This window comes from Salinicola sp. V024, from assembly GCF_052645315.1.
Map to the genome: position 1 here is coordinate 348,364 of NZ_JBQXYB010000002.1, position 18,669 is coordinate 367,032.

Sequence of the window (18,669 nt, forward strand, 5' to 3'; positions counted from 1 at the left end):
TATGTGGCGTTTCACAATACCTCTTAAGCAGTTCGCTCAGACAAAAGAGATGTTGCCAACTCGCACCGTACACGGGTGATGTAGCCGTTGCCGTCGAGGCTGTCTTCGACTTGGGTGGTGAGCCAGTCGGGGCCGTCGATGCCGGCTTTCCAGCCGGTGAGTGTAAGCGGCGTTTCGGGCATGAGGTCGGCACGGCCGTGGGCGAGGGTCAGTTCGAACGTGGCTTTGCCGCGGTTGATGCGGCGCAGCTCGGCCTTGGCGGCGTCGAGGGCATCGGCTTCGGTGGCGTAGGTATCGCGCAGATCCTTGAATTTGTCACCGGTACCGGCGATGGCCGTTTTCCGTTTGCTGCCGGCGGTGTCGTTCCAGTAGGCGCGCACGCCGGTATAACTGTCGCGATCAGTGCGGCTGTAGCGGTGCTGGTCGCCATCGCGGCGAGTGAGCGAGACGCGGGGCAGGGCGAGGCCGCTGGCTGTGAGTGCTTCACCGGCAAGCGTAAACAGCATGCGCTCGGATTTCACCGCGGCGATGGCGTCGAATCGCTTGCCCAGCCGGGTGATGAAATTGAGATCCGATTCGTCGGTCTGGTCGATATGTCCGATGCGGATGCCGCCCAGAGTCTCGCCGATGATCGGGGTGAGGTCGTGCCGTTTGGCGATGGTGTCGACGATCTCGGCAATGGTGATGTCATGCCAGGACTGCGAGCGCTTACCGGGTAGCAAGTTGCGCATGTCGGCGGCGCGGGCGCGGATGGTGACCCGGTCCGGCGAGCCGCTGTGCTCGACCTCGTCAACAATGAACACGCCGCGATCGATAAGGCCCTCGTCGTGCCAGCCGATGGCGACATTCAGCGGGGCGCCGTGAGGGGGCAGCGCCAGGCGGCCGTCATGATCGGTCAGGCTGATATCGAGCTGATCGGCTTCGCCACCGCGCTGGCTGGTGATGCGCAGGTTGATCAGCCGGCCGTTGATGCGCGGGGTGATGTCCTGCCCGTCGAGCGTGATGCGATAGCCAGGGCGGTGGTAGCCGTTGGCGGCGCTCATGCGTAGGCCCCGGCGAGGCGGGCGAGTGATGAGGTCGTGAAATCGCCGAGCAGGTCGGTTCTGTCATCGTCGACATGCTCGAGCGAGAGCGTGAATTCGATCTTTCCGGCGGCGCCGTCACGAAACAGCACGCTCGACGTTTCATTGACCTTGGTGATGACCCACAGCCCATATTGCCGCCCGGTACCTTCAACCAATGGCCACGCCTTGCCCTGATCAGCCATGTCGCGGATATCGTCCAGGTCCAGCCGCCCGCCGGTGAATTCCGGTAGCAAGGTGCCGGTGAGGGTAATGGTGTCCGTTCCCGGGCCGATAAACTGATACGCCGGCCGGTCGCCAACTCGGGACTGTGAGGCGTGGCGCCATTCTGTTGCGCGCTGGAGTTGCTGGTAGGGCACGCTACTGGTTTCGAACACAAACATGCCGAGCGCCATGAGCATCGCGGGTATCTCCTTTTCTGATTCGCTATTCGCGGTCCCACATCGACGAGCGGCCGCGGGCGGCTTGCTCACGCTGGGCGTCGGCGAGGGCGCGCTGGACTTCCTGCGCGACTTTGCGGGCTAGCGCTTGCTCGTCCATGCCTGGCGAGGCGGTGACGTTGATGTCGCCGAGGGTGATGCTGTTGTCGTTGACCTGCTGGCCACCGCCGGCACTGATCGGCGGGCGGGTGTCGAACTGGATCGGCTCGGCGCTGGCATCGATCGTGGGCAGCTCGGGTAGATCCAGCCCCACACGCAGGGCGGCGAGATCCGGCATTGCCGGCATGTTGATCCGCGGGGCGTTGAGCGACGGCAGTTGCGGCACGTCGATGCGCGGGGCGTTGAGCGATGGCAGTTGCGGCACGTCGATGCGCGGCGCGCGAATCGTGTTGAGGTCGGGCAGCTGGGGCCGTTCGATGCTGGCGCGGATGCCGGGTAGATCCGGTAGGCGCGGTGTCTCGATGCGCGGGACGTTGAGCGCCGGCACTTGCGGCACGTCGATGCGCGGCGCGCGAATCGTGCCGAGATCGGGCAGCTTGGGCCGTTCGATGCTGGCACGAATGCCGGGCAGATCCGGCAGGCGTGGCGTGTCGATGCGCGGGACATTGAGCGACGGCAGCTGCGGTACATCGATGCGCGGGGCGCGGATCGTGCCGAGGTCGGGCAGCTGGGGCCGTTCGATGCTGGCGCGGATGCCGGGTAGATCCGGTAGGCGCGGTGTCTCGATGCGCGGGGCGTTGAGCGACGGCAGTTGCGGCACGTCGATGCGCGGGGCGCGGATCGTGTCGAGGTCGGGTAGCTGGGGCCGCTCAATGCTGGCCCGGACCCCGGGCATGTCCGGCATCTGTGAGACATCGATCGCGGGCGCAGCGGCGGCGGGTAGTGACATCGCGCCCAGGGCGATGCCGGCGCCGGCACGTTTGACACGGCGAGCGATCTCGTCAATCCGGCGGGCGGGTTCGTCGCGCTGGCGATCGAGGCCGACGTTCAGGCCGTCCACGGTGTAGCCGCCGAGCTGGGCGAACACGCGGGATGGGGAGTGGATGCCGAGCTTGTCGGCGAACCAGCCTTTCACGCTGCTGGCGATGCCGGTGACTTTGTCCTTCAGTGCGGCGAGCTTACTGGTTAGCCCACTGATCAGGCCTTCGACCGTCCAGCTGCCGAACTCGGCGAACACGCGCGACGGGCTGTTGATACCCAGCACATCGGCGAACCAGCCCTTCACGCTGCCGGCGAGGCCGGTGATGGTGTCTTTGATGGCACCGAGCTTGCCGGTAACGCCGCCGATCAGGCCGTCGACGATGGCGCCGCCCAGAGTGCTGAATTTCTCGGGGATGTCGACGCCCAGCGCGGATAGCGCGGCGGTGATGCCGCGATAAAGCAGCCCAATCGGATTCCAGTTGAGTAGCAGCTGCATGACGCTACCGATGCCGCCATCGAACGCGGCTTTGACCTCGGCCCAGCGGCCCTTGAAGAACTGGGAGATGGAACCCCAGTTGCGATAGATGAGATACGCGGCACCGGCGATCGCGGTGACGGCGAGGCCGATCGGGTTGAGTAGGAAGGCGCGCCCCACGATAGCGGACACGCGGCCAACCCAGAGCAGGGCGTTACCCAGCGCCGGAAGGATCTTGCTGGTAAAAGAGAAGACCTTGCCGCCCAGACCGCCGGTTTGGACGCCGAGCATGGCGAGGCCATAGCGCACGGTGACGATGGGACCGAGGATCGAGGCCAGCATGATAGTGAACGCGCCGCCCACGGCGACCAGCGCGGCGAGGCCGGCGGCGGCCTTGGCGATGCCGCCGGCGAGTTCAGGATTCTGTTTTATCCAGTTGCCGACGCCGCGGGTAATGGCGGTGATGTTCTGGATCAGGCCTCGCAGCGGGCCTTCGTTTGTGTCGGTGATCGAGATGCCGACCTCTTCCCAGGCCGATTTCAGGCCCTTGAGATCGCCACCGATATTGTTGGCCATGGTCTTGGCCATGCGGTCATTTTCGCCGTTCGCTACCTGCAGCTTGGCGATCAGATCATCCAGCGCTCCGGTACTCATCTGGCTGACGAGCTCGGCCATACCGCTGCCGGCTTCGGCACCGAAGATCTGCTGTAACGCCTGTTTGCGATCCGCGTTGCCGAGATCCTTGGTGGCGGCGTTGATGTCGCGGAGGATGTCGGGCATGTCCCGCATCTGGCCGTCGGCATTGGATACCTGAATGCCGAGGTTCTCGATGACGCCGGCGGCTTCCTTCGACGGGTCGGTCAGCCTGTTCATCATTCCGCGCAGCGTGGTACCGGCCTGGCTGCCCTGAATGCCGATGTTGCCGAGCAGACCGGCCATGGCGCTGGCTTGCTCCAGCGTCAGGTCGAGATCTTCTGCGCCGCCTAGGTATTTGACGGTTTCGCCGAGTTTTTCCAGATCCACGTTGGCTCGGCTGGCCGTGGCGGATAGCACATCAGCGACGTGGCCCATCGACCCCTCTTTCTCGAGGTCGATCTTGAAGGTGCCGGCGATGTTGGAGGCGATATCCGCGGTGCGCCCCAGCTCGGTGTTGTTGGCCAACGCCAGGTTGAGCACGTCGCCCATTGACGTCTTGATGGCTTCGGCACTCATGCCGGCGCGGAGCAGGAACTCTTGGCCGGCGCCGACTTCGCTGGCGCTGAAGGCGGTCGAGGATCCGAGATCGCGTGATTGCTGCTTGAGCGCCTTGAAACGCTCATCATCGGCGTCGAATCGACCGACGGCCTGCACGGCGCTCATTTGCTCGCCGTAGGCAACGCCCGGCGCGAGCATCCGGGCGCCGGCATAGAGACCGGCGCCGCCGGTGGCCAGCCCAGTCATGCCGGCGCCGCGGATGGCGTTCGTCCGGCCGATGCCGCGATGGAATTGGTCGGAGGCTTGCTGCGCCCGGCGCTGCGCGTCGGCGAGGCTGCGTAGGCGCTGGCGCTGCTGATCGATGTCGTCGGTGGTGCTGCGAATCTTGCGGCCGAGATCGCGCTCGGCGTCCGACAGTTTGCCGGTCATGCCGTGGGTATCGCGCAGGCCGCGGCGCAGGGTACGGGCCTTGTCGGTCTGGGCGGCATACTGGCGCGAGAGTTCGCGGGCTTTCTTGATGGCCTGGTCGCGCTCGCGGTTGAGCTCGGCGGTATCGCCTTCGGTGGTGCGCAGCTGGCGCGATAGCTCTTTGACCCGTTCGCGCTGGGCTTTCAGTGCGTCGCCGCTTTCGGATGCCTGGCGCTTGAGTTCCTTGAACCCGCGTAGGTCTTTCTGGGCGCGTTCCAGGTTCTTGAGCTGATCGCGGCTGGCCTTCAGTGCCTTGGCGGTTTCGCTGCTGCTTTCGGTGACGCGCTTGAGCGGCTTGGTGACCTTATCGACGGCGTCGAGGATGACCTGGAGTTTGAGATCGCGCGCCATGGGAGTCCTCGGAGGATGAGCGTTTGCGGGCGCGCTCGCGCCAGTCCATCAGTTCGCGGAGGGTGAATTCCGCGCAGTCGGTGGGGGTCCAGTGGAACACGATGGCGAGATCCGCCATCGCGTCTTCGACGTTGCCGGGCAGGCTTATGCGGCCTCGCCCTTGGCCCGCTTCGAGAGCAAAAAACCGGCGATCTCGCCGCCGAGCTGGACCAGGTCTGCAGGGTCCATCTGGCGCACTTCGGGCTCGGTGAGGCTGGGATTCGAGAGGCGCGGAATCAGTTTGATCAACGCGTCGGTGTTGAGCTGGAGCACGTCGGCCAGGGCCACGCCGCGCAGTTCGCCGGCGGACGGCTTGCGCAGGGTGATGGTGTCGATGGTGGTTTCCCCGCGTTTGATCGGCTCGTCGAGCTCGATCGGGTCGGAGGTTTTGGCGCTGGTCTTGGCGGCTTTCTCGGTCATGGGTTCCACTCTCGTTTCAAGGTCGTACCACCCCGGCGGGGGTGGCGGGATTCTGTCGGGGCTGACGTAATGCACCGATTACAGGCCGATATTGGCGCGGCGCTGGGCGTAGCGGTCTTCGCCGTTGACGACAAACAGCATCGTCGGAAGGTCGATCTCGATGACGGTGGCGCCGTTGATGTTCAGCTTGTAGTAGCTGAGCGTCGACGTGACGGTGTGTTCGGTGTTCTCGCCGTCCTGGGCATCGCCCATGTCGATCTCGGTGTGACGGCCGCGCATGACGACCTCGACGGGGATTTTTTCCTCGTCGTCATCAGACTCGTAGCTGCCGGTCATGCGGAGTAGATCGGCGTCGATTCGGCTGGAGCCGAAATTGTCGAAGATGGCCTCGACGAGACCGCCGACGGTCCACTCGCACGTCATGAGGCCGTCGAATCCGGTATCGATGCCGACGGTGCCGTCCATGCCGCCACCGCGCCATTCCTCCATTTTGCGGGCCAGGGTGGGCAACGTGACGGACTGAACGGTGCCCTGCCAGTTGTCGCCGTTGCCGAACAGGTTCATCGATTTGAGTTTGCGGGGGAGTGCCATGTGTCAGGCTCCTGTCGTTGTTCGGTGGCGATTAGCTGAGCGCGGCGACGCGGTCGGCGAAGTCGGCCAGGTAGGTGTCGGTGATGCGCTGCTGGAACCCGAGATCCTCGAGCGGCGGTACCGGGGTGTAGTCGTAATCGATGCGCAGCTTGCCGGCTTTGAGCGATGTCGCGGTGTTCAGCGATTCGTTCAGCCAGGCGCGGCCGTCGACGATGTAGCCCAGCGACTTGAGTTCGCGCATCTTGGCGTTGATGCCTTCGATGATGTCCCGCGCCAGCGAGGCGTGGAGCGGTTTATCGATTGCCCAGAGATGCGCCTCGGCGATCGTGTCCGCGAGGATCTGCGCGGTGCGGGTGTAGTTCTCGAACGGGAACAGGGATTCCGGGCCAGCGCAGGTGCGCGAGCCCCAAAAGCGGTAGCCGGATTGATTGATGAGTGTGGTGACGTCGGCGGCGTTGAGGATGCCAGCGTCGGTGTCCGGCGATTGAAGATCCCAGAACACATCGGCGCTGATGCCGGTGACGCCGTTGACGGTGACGTTGGAGATGGTTTTGTGCCAGCCGTTTTCGGTATCCAGCTTGGCGCGCAAGCCGAGCGCGCGGGCGACGGCGCTGACGGTGACGGTTTCCTCGGCGGCGGTGTCGAACGCTTCGAAGTTGGGCCAGATGATCATGAGTTCGCGGGCGCCGAACTGATCGCGATAGCTCGTCGCGTCGGTCAGCGTGTTGGCACCAAACGCCGAGGCGTAGGCGAACGCGCGGAGATCCTGCGCGATGCTGACGAGGGCGGTGGCCACCGGCTGGGTGTCGAGTTCCGGTGCGCCGAGAATGCGCGGTTTGACGCCGAGTCGGTTCTCAGCGGTTAGTAGCGCCTGCAGGCCGGTGCGGCGGTGGTTCTCTGTCACGGTACCGATGACGTTCGAGGTCGTTTCGCTTTCGTCGTCACCCTCAGCGACGCGCACGACGACCACGATCGGGCTGGCCTGGTCGGCTATCGCCTGCAGCGTGCGACGCAGCGTGCCTTGGGTACCGGCGTTGCCGATGGCGCTGGAGACGCTGGTGACGAGGACCGGGGTGTCGAGCGGGAATGCGTTGGCGTCAGCATCCGGGCCGGTGCAGACGACGCCGATAACGGCGGTGGAAACGGTGCGGATGGTGCGCGTGCCGTCGTTGATTTCGACGACGCGAACGCCGTGGTGGTATTGGTCGAGAGCCATGTCGAGTCCTGATCAGGGGAGCGATGGGAATGGTCAGGCGTTCATGGTGTGGGGGCTGGTAGGCTGGGGCGAGCGGTTGGCGTTGTAGAACGGGGCTCTACCATTATCGGCGGTGGCCGCGCAGCTGGCCGTGGCGCGTAGACATGAAAAAGCCCGCCGGGCGGCGGGCTTCAACAGGACGGGGCGTGTGTTAGCTGCTCGAATAATTGCTAACGGTGATATGGCAGACGCCATTTATTTGTTTCAAGACAGTTGTTGCGGAAGAGTTTTTCGCTGAAAACCATAAGTAATCTGGAGTCTCTCCCTCATATTCAAGTCTTTCATCGTAGGCGAGCAGTGCTGCGCAGCTTTTAGAAGAGGTAAGCTGCAATGATGTGGTGGCCGCGCACCTGTCTTCGTGCCTTATAAAGGTAGTGTCTTTTAACATCGCCTCGCCTTGATGCCCAGCGGTGGAAATGAATCTTATAAAGTCTGTAGATTGGTTGGCTACTGTTGTAGTTTTTATATTATCACCGGGAAAGCTGTCATATACGCGCCTCATCGTGTCTTCGCAGCCTGTAAATCCGGCTTCTTTGGCGTTCCTGATCATGGTTTCCGACAGTTGACGGTCGGCATGAGCTAGACCTGTGGTTAACGCCAGTAAAATTGCCCCGAGAAAGACAGTGGCTTTTTTCACGAGATCCCCGCGTCAATGAATGTCAAAGGTTCATCGGCCTGAGGATGACGTTCTTGAGGAGCGGACACGAAAAAGCCCGCGCGTGGCGGGCTTCGGTGGTCAGCGATGATCGCGTCAGCTCGGAGCCGGCAGCAGCGAGAGCGCGATGAGCAGCAGCAGGCAGGCGATCAGCGGGGCGAGCCAGTCGAGCAGGGAATCCCGCGTCCAGCCTTTCGCGATTCCTTCCCACCATTTCACCGGCAGTGTTTCGCCCCAGGTCCAGCCGCGATGCACGCCGAGCTTGTACTCATGCTGAGTGCATTCGCGCGCGATGAACCATGTCACAGCGACGGCGAAGCCGATGAGTACCGGGCTCTCGACCCCGATCAGGGCGAGTAACGCCGAGAGGGTGATCATGATCAGCAAGGCGAACCCGACGTGTTCCCAGTTGGATCGGCTCATGACAGTACCTCCGGTTTTTCGGGCCACTCGATCGCATCTGGAGCATCGGCAGTCTCGGGAATATCGCGCAGGGCCTGGCGATACTGTTTGACGGCGGCGAGCTGCTCGTCGGTCAGCGGGTAGTCCGGCATCACGGCGTAGTCGCTTGCCCGGAGGAGAGCGTCGCGGCGGGCGCGGATTTCGGCCCACTGCTGGTCGGCGATCGCGGCGTCGATGATCGCATCTGGCAATCCCTGCGCTTCAAATTGCTCGCGGCTACCTGCGTAGTACGTACGGTTGTCATAGTTTATCTTCATGTGTTGTCCTCGGTTCAGGGAATCAGATAATCAAAAGAGACGGCATCAGCGCCTGCCGGATACATCTCTATACCTTCATCAGAAGAATGTGCTCCGACGCGGATCAGTGCAGCACCTCCGTAGCGATTCGCGACCAACTTGCCAGCGATCCCCGTCGCTTCGGATACAGCGAGCACCAGTGTCGCGAGTGCTCGGTCTGCTGTGACCAATATCGAATACGGGCTTTCTCCGAATTCCACTGTTGTTGCGAGGTTGTAGCGATAATCGAGCGCCACGATGGCCCCAACGCTACGAATCAGCGCGTTTGAAATCTCGGATGCCGATTCAGGAATAATTCCGTCTGCTGCGGGGTGACGAATAACTAGACCGTAAAATGTTAAAGAGCCTTGTGTCAGACTCCAAGAGAAAGGCGTTTTATCCGTCGAACCCTTGAAGTAAACAACGGCGCGGCTACTCAGGGTTCCTGCATTTCCTGAGTTGTACAGCATCAGATTTTGATTATTAAAACTGATGCTTTTATCAACGACGTACGTTTGACCTTCCCCTAAAAAAATCTTATGCGTACAGCCCGAAACACCTCTCTCAAGAGCGCTCGCTAGCGTTTTTTTAGGGGCACTTGATAATTCACCCGAGTTTTTGTCATCGCCGCTGATTCCATCGACAAATGTTTGAATATCGAGCATATTTCGCAGCGTATTAGGCACACTCGCCGTCGCTTCATCGACTTTATCGTCGATCTCTCTCATCTTGCCGCTCACGGTCGAGAGCAATTCCCGGCCGACGGTGACGACGTTTTTCATTTCATCCATAACGCTCATGGTCATGCTCCTGTCGTGGTGTTGATTTGCGTGATGCCGTCGCGGAAGGCGTCGGCGAGTTCTACGAATCCATCACTCAGCGTCTGCTCGAGCGCGTCGACGCGCGCCTTGGTCGCTTTCTCGCCAAGCTGTTGCTGAACCGTGGCGGCGAAATTCGGGTTGTTGCCGAGCGCGGCCGCGAGTTCGTTAAGCGTGTCGAGTGCCTCAGGAGCCGATCCGATCAGTGCCTGGACCCGGGCATCGATTTGGGCGGGCGTCAGGGTGTCGGCGATGTCCGCTTTATCGGCGAGCGCAGGCACGGTGAGCGTCAGTGTGACGTCGCCGGATCCGTCGAATGTCACGATTCCCTGGCCATCGCCGCCGAGGCTGATTGCGCGCGCGGTCGTCAGGCGGGCAGCGCGAGATGCGCCGGCGCCTAGAGTGTTCTCGGCGTTGTCGAGATAGGTGCGCGGGTAGATGTCCTCGAGGTTCGCCTTGTTGCGGAGCTTGCCGTCGATCGCGCCGAGGGCATTGCTGATCGCGGTGCGAAGCCCTGAAATCTGTTCGGTCAGGCTCATGTCATGGCCTCGGTTTTTCCGGTGGTGTGGTCGAACACGTTAGTGAGCTCGGCGACGAGATCCGTGACGGCGCGATTCGCGGCGCGGGCCTCGCGCGAGGCTTCGGCGGATTGCGCCACGGCGGCGTTGACGCGGGCGAGGTCATGGACCGAGAGCGTGCCGGCCGGCCCTTGGCGCCCGGCGCTGACGACCTGGCGCGGTGCTTCGGGGCGTTTGATGGTGATCGTCTGACCGCCGGCCAGGCGTACGTCAATGCGGTGTTTCTGGTTCATGTGGTCCTCAGTCGTCGATGACACCGTCCAGCAGACGGGCGGCCCCGATCAGCAGCGAGTAGACGTCTCGGCCCAGCGTCACGCGTAGTTCATAGCGGGCGCCGTTCCAGTCCGTAGGCTCCCATCCAACAGTGGCCAGCGGCGGGATCCGAACGGCGAGGGCGCCGGTCTCGGGCGTGATCGTGATGCCGTCGGCCTCCGTCAGCTCGACCAGGTCGCGCGCGGCCGTCGCGATGACGAATCGCGCTGTCGCCCCAGTGAGGTCCACTGGCGTTGAGCGTTCGGCGTCTTCGGTCGACCACTCGACCTCGAACGCGTAGGTGGTACCGGCGACGACGCTGATCAGCGGTGCGCTCATCGCTTCTCAAGCTCCAGCACGCGGAAGTGAAGTTTTAACGTCTCGGACATGTTGGCGAGCGTCGCCGCCGCGTTCGCTGCGTACTGCTCGCCCCAGGCGGCGAGTGAGAGATCCGCGCCGGTGCTCTCGACCGTCACGGATTCGGCGGGCAGGGCTTCCAGCCGGAGATCGAAGGCCAGCAGCAGCGGTACCGAATTGGAGATGTAAGCGAGCGGTCGGGTGTCCGACCAGACGGCGAGCATCGCGCCGCTATCCAGGATGAATCCGACTTCTCTCACCCAGAATTCCGGGCCGTCACCATCGACCACGCCGGTGACGTGGATCTGCTGGTCGCCGATGCGTTCGCCGTCGGCGATCTCGATGCGGCGGCGTTCATTTTTGAGCCCGGTTTCGTTGGCGCTGGGCGTGCGGCCGTTGTCACCCAGGGCGATATGCGTGATGCGCGCGGCGACGCCGTCGCCCTGGGCGTTGAATACGGCGTTGATGCCGTCGAGCGTGATGACCGGGACGAGGGCCGTACTCATGCGGGTGTCTCCATTGTTCGGTGTGTGAGTGCGAATGCGCGGCAGGTGGCGGCGGCGAGCAGTCGGGCCGGGGCGATCGAGGCGCGGTTGCGGGATTCGGTACTGAATCGGCCGACGGCGCGGGCGGTGGTCGCGGCACCGGCGGCCAATCCACTGCGCAGCGTGGGCGTTCGATAATCGGCTGACGCATCGCGACATGTGAACGCGCCGGGCGTTGCCGTGGCCGCCGTGACGAGACCGGCAGTCGCCGCGACGGGGCGATAGATCGGGCGAGCGTCGTTGTCGCTCAGCGCGCCGGCGCTCATGCCGCCCCCGGCTCCGAGCGTGTTGGGACCAAACTTCACGCCGACGCGCAGGCTGTAGTGACTGCGGGCGTTCTTGGCGGCGTCGATCGTTGCGCGCAGCTCTTCGTAGAGCTCGGGACCGATCAGCGCCGGCGCATCCGGTACCAGGTTCTCGTTGACGTAGAGCGTGGCGTTGAACGTGCCGCGCTCAAGGTTCGGCGTGGTCTCGAACCATTCGGCAATCGTTACGTCGACGCCCAGGGCGCCGAGCGCCCGATCGATCGCGGTGCGGGTGCCTTTCATACGATGCACGTCGAACGATGCGGCAATGACATTGCGTTGCACGCGCTCCGACCACGCCGACGACCAGTGGTCGACGGAATAGGCCCATGCCAGAAACGGCAGCAGGTGCGCCGGGCAGGTGGCCGGATCCCAGAGCGTTCGCAACGGCACCGGCGGCTCGATGACGAGCGCCTCGGCGGTGCGGCGCTCGAGCGCGGTGCGGTTCGGGGGCAGTAGCTGGCTCATGTGCGCCTCACTGTCGTGACGGTGACGGCCGTGCAGCTGGGCGCCTGGCTGGGCTCGGCGCGGAGATCAGACCAGCCGGTGAGGGTGACGGCGGCGACGCCCTCGACCGTCAATGCGGCGTGGATACCGCTGCGCGTGACCCAGGCGCCGAGGCGGTGGCGTGAATCGACGTAGGCGTTGAGGCGTTGGCGTGCGGTGGTTTCGACGACATCGGCGTCCGGGCCGTCCTCGAGCGTCAGCGTGGCGGTAATCGCATAGTCGGCGAGGGTGGCCGGCTGCACGGTGACACGATCGGTCAGCGGCCGGCGCTCGTCGATGTGATCACGCACGGCGTCGAGCACATCGGCGCCGGGAATGCCATCGCCGGAGCGGGAAAGGATCGTGACGATGACATCGACCGGCTCGGGGCTCTCGACAGAGACGTCAAGCACGTCCGCATGCGCGGCGCGGGCTTGGAACTCATACGCACCGACGGGGCCGGCGACGGAAAGCGATTCGAATGCGAGCTGGATGCGTGAGCGGAATTCGGTGTCGCTCTCGAGCGTGGCCGATACCGGCGGCACGGCGTCCGGGTCGCCGGCGTCGATCACCAGCCGCTCGGCGTCGAAATTCGCGCCGAGCTGGTCGAGATCTGACGCGCGGGCGAAGGCGAGCATGTTGGCGCGCGCCGCCTCGTTGATGCGCTGGCGAAAGACGATCTCGCGGTAGGCGTTCTCTTGCAGCAGCTTGTTCAGCGGCTCGGATTCGAGTTCGAGACGTGCGGCGAGGTCGGCGCGCTCATCGGCCGCGTAGAGCGCGACCAGGCGCGACTTTCGCTCGGCGAGCAGCGTCTCGAAATCGATGGTCTCGATGACGTCCGGCGCGGGGAGCTGGGAGAGGTCGATCGCGGTGGTCATAGCGTCACCTGCACGTCGATAGGCTCACCGTCGCCGGTGTCGACTCGGTTTGCCGCAATCGCCAGCGTCAGCCGGCCGGGGCGCTCGGTGGAGACGGTGCGAGTGATCTGTTTGACGCGGATCCGCGGTTCCCAGCGCATGAGGGCTACGACGGTTGCCGAGTAGGCGCGCAGCGCGGTGGCGCCGTTGAGCGGCTGGTCGATCAGTTCGGGCAGCAGCGAGCCGTAATCCCGGCGCATGACGCGGGAGCCGATCGGTGTGGTGAGGATATCGGCGACGGATTGGCGGATGTGTTCGACGCCGTCTAGCGCTGTGCCGGTGATGCGGTTCATGCCAGCCATCAGGAGACCTCGCCCGATTGTTGGCTGCCGCGCTGGACGTCGTCATGCGTGTGGCTCGAGCTGATGTTCTTGCCGTTGCTGGTCACGGCGCCGGTGAATTTGACGTCGCCGGCCATGGTCGCGGTCTTGCCGCTCGGCTGGCTGAAATTGCCGTTCAGCGTGAGGTTGCCGTTGATGACGGTATTGGCGTTGACGATCGCGCCGCCTTTGGCCGTGGCGGTGAGTTTGGCGGCGGTGGTGACGGTGACGTCGGCCTGGGCGTCGATCGATGCCGAGCCGGGGAGCGTGGCGCGTAGGTGGCTCGCTTCGTGGTCGTACTCGATCACGGCGCCGTCCGGCATTAGCCAGTGGGTCAGGTTTGGGTCGTTGACCGGCGGAGGGTTTTCACTGGAGTTGATGCCCATCACTACGATGGCGCCGCGCATCTCGCCGCCGGGGGCGAATAGCAAGACTTGCTCGCCTTTCGTCGGCGGGTTCCATGTGCGGGTCTTGCCGGCGCGTTGCTCGCGCCAAGGGATCCAGTCAGTGAGCAGATCGCCGGACTGCACGCGCACCCGAGCGGCAGCGTGATCGATTTTTTCGACCGTGCCGATGCGGATCAGATTGTTGAGCAGTCGGGCAATTTCGACGGAGTTCATGACGGTCCGGGCTGAGTGGCTATGCCGCTATCGTCCTCACGGTGGCGGCGGCTGGCGAGCGGTGCGCGTTGTAGAACGGGCGGCTACAGGTCGCCGTCCAGAAAATCGAGGATCCCGTCGCTGACGCGCTTCCGGTCGGCATCGCTGAACCCGAGCAATTCGCGTTCGGCGTACTTCACGCGGGGGCCGTTTTCGGTAACTCGATCTCGCAGGCCGTATTGATGGGTTCGGGCGATGCTGGCCACGCGGCCGAAAAAGCCGGCGGTGGCAGCGTTGGGGCTGGATCTTGTGCGCAGATATTTTGCAGTGCGGATTTTGGAGAACATGGCATCGCGACGGATGGTGCCCTGGCGATCGCGGGAGCGGCGCGGGGCGAACGGGGAGCCATCGGGGTTGTGCTGGCTCTTGATGCGTTCGCGCTGGCTGCGGCGCAGGTCGGTTGCGACCAGGCGGGCAAGGCGGCGACGTTCATGCGCCTGGAGGCGGGCGAGGAGCGGGCCTAGCCAGTCGTCGAGCTGCTGGAGATCATCGCTGGCCACTATCTTCTCCCGGCGTTTCCCACTCGGCGATGGAGATAAAATCGCCGCCGAGGCGTTCGCGGATCAGCAGTTCCCAGCGCACGCCACAGGCGGGATCTTCGAACTTGGGCATGCGGTGCTCGGCTTCGATGCGGCCGGTTTCACAGTCTCGGCGAGCGACGACGCGCTCGGTTAGCTGGACGCGTAGCGCGAGATCGACGGCGCTGTTACTGAGGATCTCGGCTTCGAACGAGACGGCTTGCTTCGGATCGAGATCGGGCTGGTAGATCGAGAGCCAGTCGAGCAGCGGAATCATCACTGCGTCGATTTCGTCGGCGTAGTCCGTCAGCACCAGCTGGGCGGTGAACGTGTAGCCGTGGGAGAGGTTGGGGCCGCGGGCGAATTCAATCGAGCCATCTTCGACGAACGTCAGCAGTCTGTCGGGATCGCGGGCGAGCCCGGGAACGGCGTCAATCAGATGCTGGCGTAGGGCGGTCAGTTTCTTCATCGAGGGCGTCCGTTCCGTTCAGGGCGTCGACTAGGCCGTTATGTCTCGTCGCACAGTCGTGGTACTGCCAGGCCCAATCGCGCATGGTCAGCACGAGATCACCGCCGGTGCCGTCAGTCAGCGGGGGTAGCGTCGTCGGGCATTTGCGTATCAGGTTCTGCTGAATCGGGGGCTCGCCCGGCGGCGGCGTTGTTGAGCAGGCGGACAGCATCAGCACCGAGACAGACGTTGCGATACATCGGTTTTTCAATCTCACGGACGATTCCCCGGTCGATGACGCGTTCGTTGGCGTCGAGCGTTGAGAGCCGGGCTTCGACGACGCCGGCGATGACGGATTCGCGGGCCAGTGCTTTGTCGGCGGTGGCCTGCGCGGCTTCGATGGCTGTCAGGCGTTGGCTATCTTCGAGCCAGCCCCGAGTGAGCCAGCCGGCGGCAGCAGCTGCGGTAATAGCGACGGCGAAGAGAGCCGCGAGAATCCGGGCCTTCATTCGAGCCCCATCAAACACAGTTCGCGCTCGGTGGCGCGTCGTTTGACCAGCCCGGCGAGTTGTCGGCCGCCGGCGTATACCCAGCGCTTGAGCTGATCGCAGGCGGCGCGGACGTTGCCGGCGTTGAGCTGTTCGAGCAGGGTCGAGCGCTGAAATGCGCCCACACCGACGTTAAAAATGAACGAGGCGATTCCGGCACGGCGGGCGGGCGGCATCGTCGCATTGATCTCCGGCGATACGTTGCGGTCGATGGCATCGAATGCGGTACCGAGGTCGCCGGCGAGTAGCGCCTCACACTCTTCCGGCGTTTTGGTCTGGTGAAGCTCAACGGTCGGGCCGGTGTGGCCTGTGCAGATCGTGGGTATGCCGACCGGATCCGGATACGCCTCGAGCTCGGTGCCTTCGTAGTGGCTGACGACACCGATGGCCAGCGACAGCGCGAGGCCGCACGCGCCACCGACGGCGCCGCCGCCGAGCCAGCGGCTGATGTTCTTCATGACTTTCTCCGGTCGAGCCAGGCGCGGATCTGTGCGAGGTACTTGGGCACGATCAGGCCGATCTGCAGAGCGAGATACGCAAGCGTCAGGATCGTGATCCAGTCCGACGGGGTCATGCCGCCGGCGTGGAGCAACGAGACGATGGCCGGCGGCGTTGCCTTGACGGCTTCGGTTGAAATGCTGAGCTGCTGGGCCATAACCATCCCTGCGTTTGCGATGAGTAGCGTGATCAGCACGACGAGCGGGTCGGGCTTGTGATTGTGGTGTCGGATCCGGGGTGTCATGGCGTCAGTCCCATAGCTGCACGGTGCGAGTGCTGGGCGTCTGCGTTGCGATATCCGGCAGCGTCACGAGGGTCGCGCTAGGGAGAATCGGGCCGAGATCGGCGAGGCCGGGATTGGCGTCGAGCACTCGCTCGGTGACGCCTGCGGTCTGGCCGTAGGCTCGATGGCAGATGCGATCCAGCGTGTCGCGCTGCTGGCTGCGAACAGTGCGGGGCATCAGATCAGCTCCACGGTGGCGTGGGGGCGGTCGAGGATTTCGCTAACGGCCCAGCGGGCATCCCGGCGGTACGTGTCGCTGGTCTGGTCATCGAGATCCCCACGGTCGCGGCTGGCCGCGGTGGCGTCGTAATCCCGGTAGCGCTCGAGCAATTGCGCATGCGCTTCGGCGAATACCGCGCGTTTGTAGAGCGCGGGATAAATGCCGGCCGGTTGCCAGATGGGTTCCGGGACCGCGTCGACGGCCAGGTAGCCGGCGAGGATCTGGTCGGCCTGCCAGTGGCGCAACACGCGGTTGGTACTGGCCATGGCGGTCAGCAAAACATCGGTGATGCGCTGGGGCGTGACGGTGCCGTCGACGCGGTGGGCGTCGCGGAACTCAGCGGGGTCGATGTCCGGCCAGAACGGGTTATTGGGGATCGGGTCCGCTTTGGTAGCGCTGGCGTTGCCGGCGGCGACGAAGCTGCTCATTAGCGGGCCCTCCTGATTGGTTAGTCCGAAAAAAGGGGGTGGACGAGGGTTTCGGGAGAGCCTGGGCTTTCCGTCACCTTCGTGCCCCCTTGCCGTCGGGGTCGACTCGTTGTCAGCTCTTGGCTTCAGGCGCCGGGCTGGTGATGGGCTGCTGGCCGTTGCCCGACTTGGTGTCGGGCTCGGGCTCGGTTTGGTTCTGTTTCTTGAGATCGCGCTCCAGCTTCTCGATGTCCCGTTTCACGCCGATGCGATCGTTCAGCTCGTAGGCGCGTTGGTATTCGGCAATCGCTTCCGGCACGTCGCCGTGCGCTCGGTGGCTGTTACCCAACGCTTTGTGCAACTTGGCGCGGATCTGGTCATGCATGTCCGCGCCATCGGTTAGCGTGTCGATCTCGCGCAGGGCGTCGAGTAATGAGTCGTCGTCTTCGGCCAGCGCGAGCGCCTGGTCTGCTGACTCCTCGACGAGTATCGCGGCGGTGGAACGCTGGAACTGCTCGCCAGGGTCGAGATCGTGCTGGATCGCGTAGCGGGCGATGCTCAGCGCGCCTTCGATGTCGCCGATATCGATGCGCCAGAGCATGACGCGCATCAGCACTTCGTCCTGTGCGCCCTGGCCCGCCTCGAGCACGCCGTCGACGTACTCGACGTAGTTCGGCAGGATCTCGCGCTTGACCTCGATCTTGCGTTCGACGGATTGGATGGATTTCAGCCGGCGATAGTCTTCGAACAGCTGCGCCTGCATCAGCTCGAAGGCCTCGCCGTGCATCGGCGCTTGGCCGGCGTCACCGGCCGCTTTCGCGGCGGTAACGCGCTCGTAGTGTTTGCGGATTGAGCTGGCCATGATTACTCCCCGGTGCCAGCGTCAGCGGCCGCGTCGGCGAATTCGATACCCTCGATCAGGCAGCCGAACCCGTAGTCTTCGACGACGTAGGCGTCATTCGAGCTTTCGAAATTGACGATCCGCTTGCGCTCGGGTTTGTCGATCAAGTGGCGGCGGCGAGAGCCTTCCTGCCAATAGATCGACAGATTGTCGGTGGAGGTGATGAAAATCGCGTTCTCCGGCATGAATGCAGCCTGCATCGCGTTCTGCCCACCCATGCGCTTGGCGGCCATGATCAGGTCGAGCGCGCGGGCCTCGGAGGGTTGCTCCCACTGGTTGATCTTGGGCAGGTATTTTTCGGTCATCATGGAGCGACCGACAATGGCGACCAGATCGGTGTTATCGCGGTACCACGGCTCGACCAGTGAACTCACCGCCTCGTAGACAAGGGCATCAAGGTTCTGGAACTCCTGGCCCTTGCCGATTTTCACGCCATTGATAACGCGGGCGGCGGCGTTGTTGCGGTACTGCTGTAGCCACCCGATGTTGACGTCCTCGAGCATCGGGTTCGCTGTGCGGTCAGTCTGTTTGGCGGCCGTCTTGCCGTTGAACCCGATCATGATCCGATCGAGGGCTTGCTGTTTGACGATCGCGTCGCGCACCCGGGCCTGAAAATCGGGGAACTTCGACCAGGCGTCGAGCTTGCTCCATTTAAGGAACGTGTCGAACTCCGTCGACAGGCACTCGTAGTCGTGTGCCTCGAGACTGGTCGGGTCGACCGGGATCCGGTCGCGGACATCCGTGTCTGTGCGACCGGCGATGGGGCCGTTGATGCCGAGCCCGAGCTTTTCGCCCTTGAGGTCGCGCACTCCAGTGATGTTGACGCGCTGCAGAAATTCGCTGGATTCCTGGATCTTGGTTTCGAGTGTCTGCTGCACCGACGGCTCGACTTCGAAAGTCGAGAACGCGTTCTCGACCCCGTTGATCTGAGCGAGCCGCGCGGCGTAGGCGTTGAGGTGTTTTCGGGTTTCGTTGCGCATG

Annotated in this window: 28 protein-coding genes; all 28 read right to left on the minus strand. The window is 63.8% G+C overall.

Features of this window, described 5'->3' with window-relative positions; translation table 11 throughout:
• Positions 1–23 precede the first annotated feature (23 nt).
• The 28 genes from ACUN9V_RS05020 to ACUN9V_RS05155 all read right to left on the minus strand — a co-directional run bounded on the left by ACUN9V_RS05020 (position 24) and on the right by ACUN9V_RS05155 (position 18,668).
• The gene (locus ACUN9V_RS05020; protein WP_445510576.1) at positions 24–1,043 is read right to left on the minus strand and encodes a contractile injection system protein, VgrG/Pvc8 family; all 1,020 of its coding nucleotides are present in this window, start codon (positions 1,041–1,043) and stop codon (positions 24–26) included.
• A complete protein-coding gene (locus tag ACUN9V_RS05025) occupies positions 1,040–1,483 on the minus strand; it encodes a phage tail protein (RefSeq protein WP_445510577.1) in 444 nt (147 codons plus the stop codon). The genes ACUN9V_RS05020 and ACUN9V_RS05025 overlap by 4 nt, the downstream gene beginning before the upstream one ends.
• A gap of 25 nt (positions 1,484–1,508) precedes the next feature.
• The gene (locus tag ACUN9V_RS05030) at positions 1,509–4,931 is read right to left on the minus strand and encodes a phage tail tape measure protein (protein WP_445510578.1); all 3,423 of its coding nucleotides are present in this window, start codon (positions 4,929–4,931) and stop codon (positions 1,509–1,511) included.
• Complete coding sequence (locus tag ACUN9V_RS05035) at positions 4,885–5,049, minus strand: GpE family phage tail protein (protein WP_445510579.1); 165 nt, start codon at positions 5,047–5,049, stop codon at positions 4,885–4,887. Before ACUN9V_RS05035 ends, ACUN9V_RS05030 begins: the two co-directional genes overlap by 47 nt.
• A 26-nt stretch (positions 5,050–5,075) precedes the next feature.
• Positions 5,076–5,390 (minus strand): phage tail assembly protein, encoded by a 315-nt coding sequence (locus ACUN9V_RS05040; RefSeq protein WP_445510580.1) that lies wholly within the window; start codon positions 5,388–5,390, stop codon positions 5,076–5,078.
• Positions 5,391–5,468: 78 nt separating this feature from the next.
• Complete coding sequence (locus ACUN9V_RS05045; RefSeq protein WP_445510581.1) at positions 5,469–5,981, minus strand: phage major tail tube protein; 513 nt, start codon at positions 5,979–5,981, stop codon at positions 5,469–5,471.
• A gap of 31 nt (positions 5,982–6,012) precedes the next feature.
• Entirely contained in the window at positions 6,013–7,197 is a 1,185-nt protein-coding gene (locus tag ACUN9V_RS05050; protein ID WP_445510582.1) for a phage tail sheath protein, read from the minus strand.
• Between the two features lie 190 nt (positions 7,198–7,387).
• Positions 7,388–7,873, minus strand: coding sequence for a hypothetical protein (locus ACUN9V_RS05055; protein ID WP_445510583.1), 486 nt, complete (start codon positions 7,871–7,873; stop codon positions 7,388–7,390).
• A gap of 114 nt (positions 7,874–7,987) precedes the next feature.
• Positions 7,988–8,314: a hypothetical protein gene (locus ACUN9V_RS05060; protein WP_445510584.1), complete on the minus strand. Its 327-nt coding sequence runs from the start codon at positions 8,312–8,314 to the stop codon at positions 7,988–7,990.
• Positions 8,311–8,610, minus strand: coding sequence for a tail fiber assembly protein (locus ACUN9V_RS05065; RefSeq protein WP_445510585.1), 300 nt, complete (start codon positions 8,608–8,610; stop codon positions 8,311–8,313). The genes ACUN9V_RS05060 and ACUN9V_RS05065 overlap by 4 nt, the downstream gene beginning before the upstream one ends.
• A gap of 14 nt (positions 8,611–8,624) precedes the next feature.
• Positions 8,625–9,428, minus strand: a complete 804-nt coding sequence (locus ACUN9V_RS05070; RefSeq protein ID WP_445510586.1) for a hypothetical protein — start codon at positions 9,426–9,428, stop codon at positions 8,625–8,627.
• A 2-nt stretch (positions 9,429–9,430) separates the two neighbouring features.
• A complete protein-coding gene (locus tag ACUN9V_RS05075; RefSeq protein ID WP_445510587.1) occupies positions 9,431–9,985 on the minus strand; it encodes a hypothetical protein in 555 nt (184 codons plus the stop codon).
• Positions 9,982–10,257, minus strand: a complete 276-nt coding sequence (locus ACUN9V_RS05080; RefSeq protein ID WP_445510588.1) for a hypothetical protein — start codon at positions 10,255–10,257, stop codon at positions 9,982–9,984. The genes ACUN9V_RS05075 and ACUN9V_RS05080 overlap by 4 nt, the downstream gene beginning before the upstream one ends.
• A 7-nt stretch (positions 10,258–10,264) precedes the next feature.
• Entirely contained in the window at positions 10,265–10,615 is a 351-nt protein-coding gene (locus tag ACUN9V_RS05085; RefSeq protein ID WP_445510589.1) for a hypothetical protein, read from the minus strand.
• Positions 10,612–11,139 carry a phage tail-collar fiber domain-containing protein gene (locus tag ACUN9V_RS05090; RefSeq protein WP_445510590.1) on the minus strand — a complete coding sequence of 176 codons (528 nt, stop codon included), beginning with the start codon at positions 11,137–11,139 and terminating at the stop codon, positions 10,612–10,614. Before ACUN9V_RS05090 ends, ACUN9V_RS05085 begins: the two co-directional genes overlap by 4 nt.
• The gene (locus ACUN9V_RS05095; RefSeq protein WP_445510591.1) at positions 11,136–11,951 is read right to left on the minus strand and encodes a phage tail protein I; all 816 of its coding nucleotides are present in this window, start codon (positions 11,949–11,951) and stop codon (positions 11,136–11,138) included. Before ACUN9V_RS05095 ends, ACUN9V_RS05090 begins: the two co-directional genes overlap by 4 nt.
• Complete coding sequence (locus ACUN9V_RS05100) at positions 11,948–12,847, minus strand: baseplate assembly protein (RefSeq protein WP_445510592.1); 900 nt, start codon at positions 12,845–12,847, stop codon at positions 11,948–11,950. The genes ACUN9V_RS05095 and ACUN9V_RS05100 overlap by 4 nt, the downstream gene beginning before the upstream one ends.
• Positions 12,844–13,188: a GPW/gp25 family protein gene (locus ACUN9V_RS05105; protein ID WP_445510593.1), complete on the minus strand. Its 345-nt coding sequence runs from the start codon at positions 13,186–13,188 to the stop codon at positions 12,844–12,846. Before ACUN9V_RS05105 ends, ACUN9V_RS05100 begins: the two co-directional genes overlap by 4 nt.
• On the minus strand, positions 13,188–13,826 hold the full coding sequence (locus ACUN9V_RS05110; protein WP_445510594.1) for a phage baseplate assembly protein V: 639 nt from the start codon (positions 13,824–13,826) through the stop codon (positions 13,188–13,190). The genes ACUN9V_RS05105 and ACUN9V_RS05110 overlap by 1 nt, the downstream gene beginning before the upstream one ends.
• An 83-nt stretch (positions 13,827–13,909) precedes the next feature.
• Positions 13,910–14,365, minus strand: coding sequence for a phage virion morphogenesis protein (locus ACUN9V_RS05115; RefSeq protein WP_445510595.1), 456 nt, complete (start codon positions 14,363–14,365; stop codon positions 13,910–13,912).
• Positions 14,352–14,852, minus strand: a complete 501-nt coding sequence (locus ACUN9V_RS05120; protein WP_445510596.1) for a phage tail protein — start codon at positions 14,850–14,852, stop codon at positions 14,352–14,354. Before ACUN9V_RS05120 ends, ACUN9V_RS05115 begins: the two co-directional genes overlap by 14 nt.
• Before the next feature lie 113 nt (positions 14,853–14,965).
• Positions 14,966–15,340, minus strand: coding sequence for a hypothetical protein (locus ACUN9V_RS05125; RefSeq protein ID WP_445510597.1), 375 nt, complete (start codon positions 15,338–15,340; stop codon positions 14,966–14,968).
• Positions 15,337–15,837 carry a lysozyme gene (locus ACUN9V_RS05130; protein WP_445510598.1) on the minus strand — a complete coding sequence of 167 codons (501 nt, stop codon included), beginning with the start codon at positions 15,835–15,837 and terminating at the stop codon, positions 15,337–15,339. The genes ACUN9V_RS05125 and ACUN9V_RS05130 overlap by 4 nt, the downstream gene beginning before the upstream one ends.
• The gene (locus tag ACUN9V_RS05135) at positions 15,834–16,121 is read right to left on the minus strand and encodes a hypothetical protein (protein WP_445510599.1); all 288 of its coding nucleotides are present in this window, start codon (positions 16,119–16,121) and stop codon (positions 15,834–15,836) included. The genes ACUN9V_RS05130 and ACUN9V_RS05135 overlap by 4 nt, the downstream gene beginning before the upstream one ends.
• A 4-nt stretch (positions 16,122–16,125) precedes the next feature.
• A complete protein-coding gene (locus ACUN9V_RS05140) occupies positions 16,126–16,338 on the minus strand; it encodes a tail protein X (protein WP_445510600.1) in 213 nt (70 codons plus the stop codon).
• On the minus strand, positions 16,338–16,808 hold the full coding sequence (locus tag ACUN9V_RS05145) for a head completion/stabilization protein (protein WP_445510601.1): 471 nt from the start codon (positions 16,806–16,808) through the stop codon (positions 16,338–16,340). Before ACUN9V_RS05145 ends, ACUN9V_RS05140 begins: the two co-directional genes overlap by 1 nt.
• Positions 16,809–16,920: 112 nt before the next feature.
• The gene (gene gpM, locus ACUN9V_RS05150; protein WP_445510602.1) at positions 16,921–17,649 is read right to left on the minus strand and encodes a phage terminase small subunit; all 729 of its coding nucleotides are present in this window, start codon (positions 17,647–17,649) and stop codon (positions 16,921–16,923) included.
• Between the two features lie 2 nt (positions 17,650–17,651).
• On the minus strand, positions 17,652–18,668 hold the full coding sequence (locus ACUN9V_RS05155) for a phage major capsid protein, P2 family (RefSeq protein WP_445510603.1): 1,017 nt from the start codon (positions 18,666–18,668) through the stop codon (positions 17,652–17,654).
• Position 18,669: the final 1 nt, after the last annotated feature.

What these genes read in the sequence shown, in the direction of transcription:
- ACUN9V_RS05020 (WP_445510576.1), bottom strand. Translation starts at nt 1,043, where the DNA reads ATGAGCGCCGCCAACGGCTACCACCGCCCTGGCTATCGCATCACGCTC.
- ACUN9V_RS05025 (WP_445510577.1), bottom strand. Translation starts at nt 1,483, where the DNA reads ATGCTCATGGCGCTCGGCATGTTTGTGTTCGAAACCAGTAGCGTGCCC.
- ACUN9V_RS05030 (WP_445510578.1), bottom strand. Translation starts at nt 4,931, where the DNA reads ATGGCGCGCGATCTCAAACTCCAGGTCATCCTCGACGCCGTCGATAAG.
- ACUN9V_RS05035 (WP_445510579.1), bottom strand. Translation starts at nt 5,049, where the DNA reads ATGGCGGATCTCGCCATCGTGTTCCACTGGACCCCCACCGACTGCGCG.
- ACUN9V_RS05040 (WP_445510580.1), bottom strand. Translation starts at nt 5,390, where the DNA reads ATGACCGAGAAAGCCGCCAAGACCAGCGCCAAAACCTCCGACCCGATC.
- ACUN9V_RS05045 (WP_445510581.1), bottom strand. Translation starts at nt 5,981, where the DNA reads ATGGCACTCCCCCGCAAACTCAAATCGATGAACCTGTTCGGCAACGGC.
- ACUN9V_RS05050 (WP_445510582.1), bottom strand. Translation starts at nt 7,197, where the DNA reads ATGGCTCTCGACCAATACCACCACGGCGTTCGCGTCGTCGAAATCAAC.
- ACUN9V_RS05060 (WP_445510584.1), bottom strand. Translation starts at nt 8,314, where the DNA reads ATGAGCCGATCCAACTGGGAACACGTCGGGTTCGCCTTGCTGATCATG.
- ACUN9V_RS05065 (WP_445510585.1), bottom strand. Translation starts at nt 8,610, where the DNA reads ATGAAGATAAACTATGACAACCGTACGTACTACGCAGGTAGCCGCGAG.
- ACUN9V_RS05070 (WP_445510586.1), bottom strand. Translation starts at nt 9,428, where the DNA reads ATGAGCGTTATGGATGAAATGAAAAACGTCGTCACCGTCGGCCGGGAA.
- ACUN9V_RS05075 (WP_445510587.1), bottom strand. Translation starts at nt 9,985, where the DNA reads ATGAGCCTGACCGAACAGATTTCAGGGCTTCGCACCGCGATCAGCAAT.
- ACUN9V_RS05080 (WP_445510588.1), bottom strand. Translation starts at nt 10,257, where the DNA reads ATGAACCAGAAACACCGCATTGACGTACGCCTGGCCGGCGGTCAGACG.
- ACUN9V_RS05085 (WP_445510589.1), bottom strand. Translation starts at nt 10,615, where the DNA reads ATGAGCGCACCGCTGATCAGCGTCGTCGCCGGTACCACCTACGCGTTC.
- ACUN9V_RS05090 (WP_445510590.1), bottom strand. Translation starts at nt 11,139, where the DNA reads ATGAGTACGGCCCTCGTCCCGGTCATCACGCTCGACGGCATCAACGCC.
- ACUN9V_RS05095 (WP_445510591.1), bottom strand. Translation starts at nt 11,951, where the DNA reads ATGAGCCAGCTACTGCCCCCGAACCGCACCGCGCTCGAGCGCCGCACC.
- ACUN9V_RS05100 (WP_445510592.1), bottom strand. Translation starts at nt 12,847, where the DNA reads ATGACCACCGCGATCGACCTCTCCCAGCTCCCCGCGCCGGACGTCATC.
- ACUN9V_RS05105 (WP_445510593.1), bottom strand. Translation starts at nt 13,188, where the DNA reads ATGGCTGGCATGAACCGCATCACCGGCACAGCGCTAGACGGCGTCGAA.
- ACUN9V_RS05110 (WP_445510594.1), bottom strand. Translation starts at nt 13,826, where the DNA reads ATGAACTCCGTCGAAATTGCCCGACTGCTCAACAATCTGATCCGCATC.
- ACUN9V_RS05120 (WP_445510596.1), bottom strand. Translation starts at nt 14,852, where the DNA reads ATGAAGAAACTGACCGCCCTACGCCAGCATCTGATTGACGCCGTTCCC.
- ACUN9V_RS05125 (WP_445510597.1), bottom strand. Translation starts at nt 15,340, where the DNA reads ATGAAGGCCCGGATTCTCGCGGCTCTCTTCGCCGTCGCTATTACCGCA.
- ACUN9V_RS05130 (WP_445510598.1), bottom strand. Translation starts at nt 15,837, where the DNA reads ATGAAGAACATCAGCCGCTGGCTCGGCGGCGGCGCCGTCGGTGGCGCG.
- ACUN9V_RS05135 (WP_445510599.1), bottom strand. Translation starts at nt 16,121, where the DNA reads ATGACACCCCGGATCCGACACCACAATCACAAGCCCGACCCGCTCGTC.
- ACUN9V_RS05140 (WP_445510600.1), bottom strand. Translation starts at nt 16,338, where the DNA reads ATGCCCCGCACTGTTCGCAGCCAGCAGCGCGACACGCTGGATCGCATC.
- ACUN9V_RS05145 (WP_445510601.1), bottom strand. Translation starts at nt 16,808, where the DNA reads ATGAGCAGCTTCGTCGCCGCCGGCAACGCCAGCGCTACCAAAGCGGAC.
- gpM (WP_445510602.1), bottom strand. Translation starts at nt 17,649, where the DNA reads ATGGCCAGCTCAATCCGCAAACACTACGAGCGCGTTACCGCCGCGAAA.
- ACUN9V_RS05155 (WP_445510603.1), bottom strand. Translation starts at nt 18,668, where the DNA reads ATGCGCAACGAAACCCGAAAACACCTCAACGCCTACGCCGCGCGGCTC.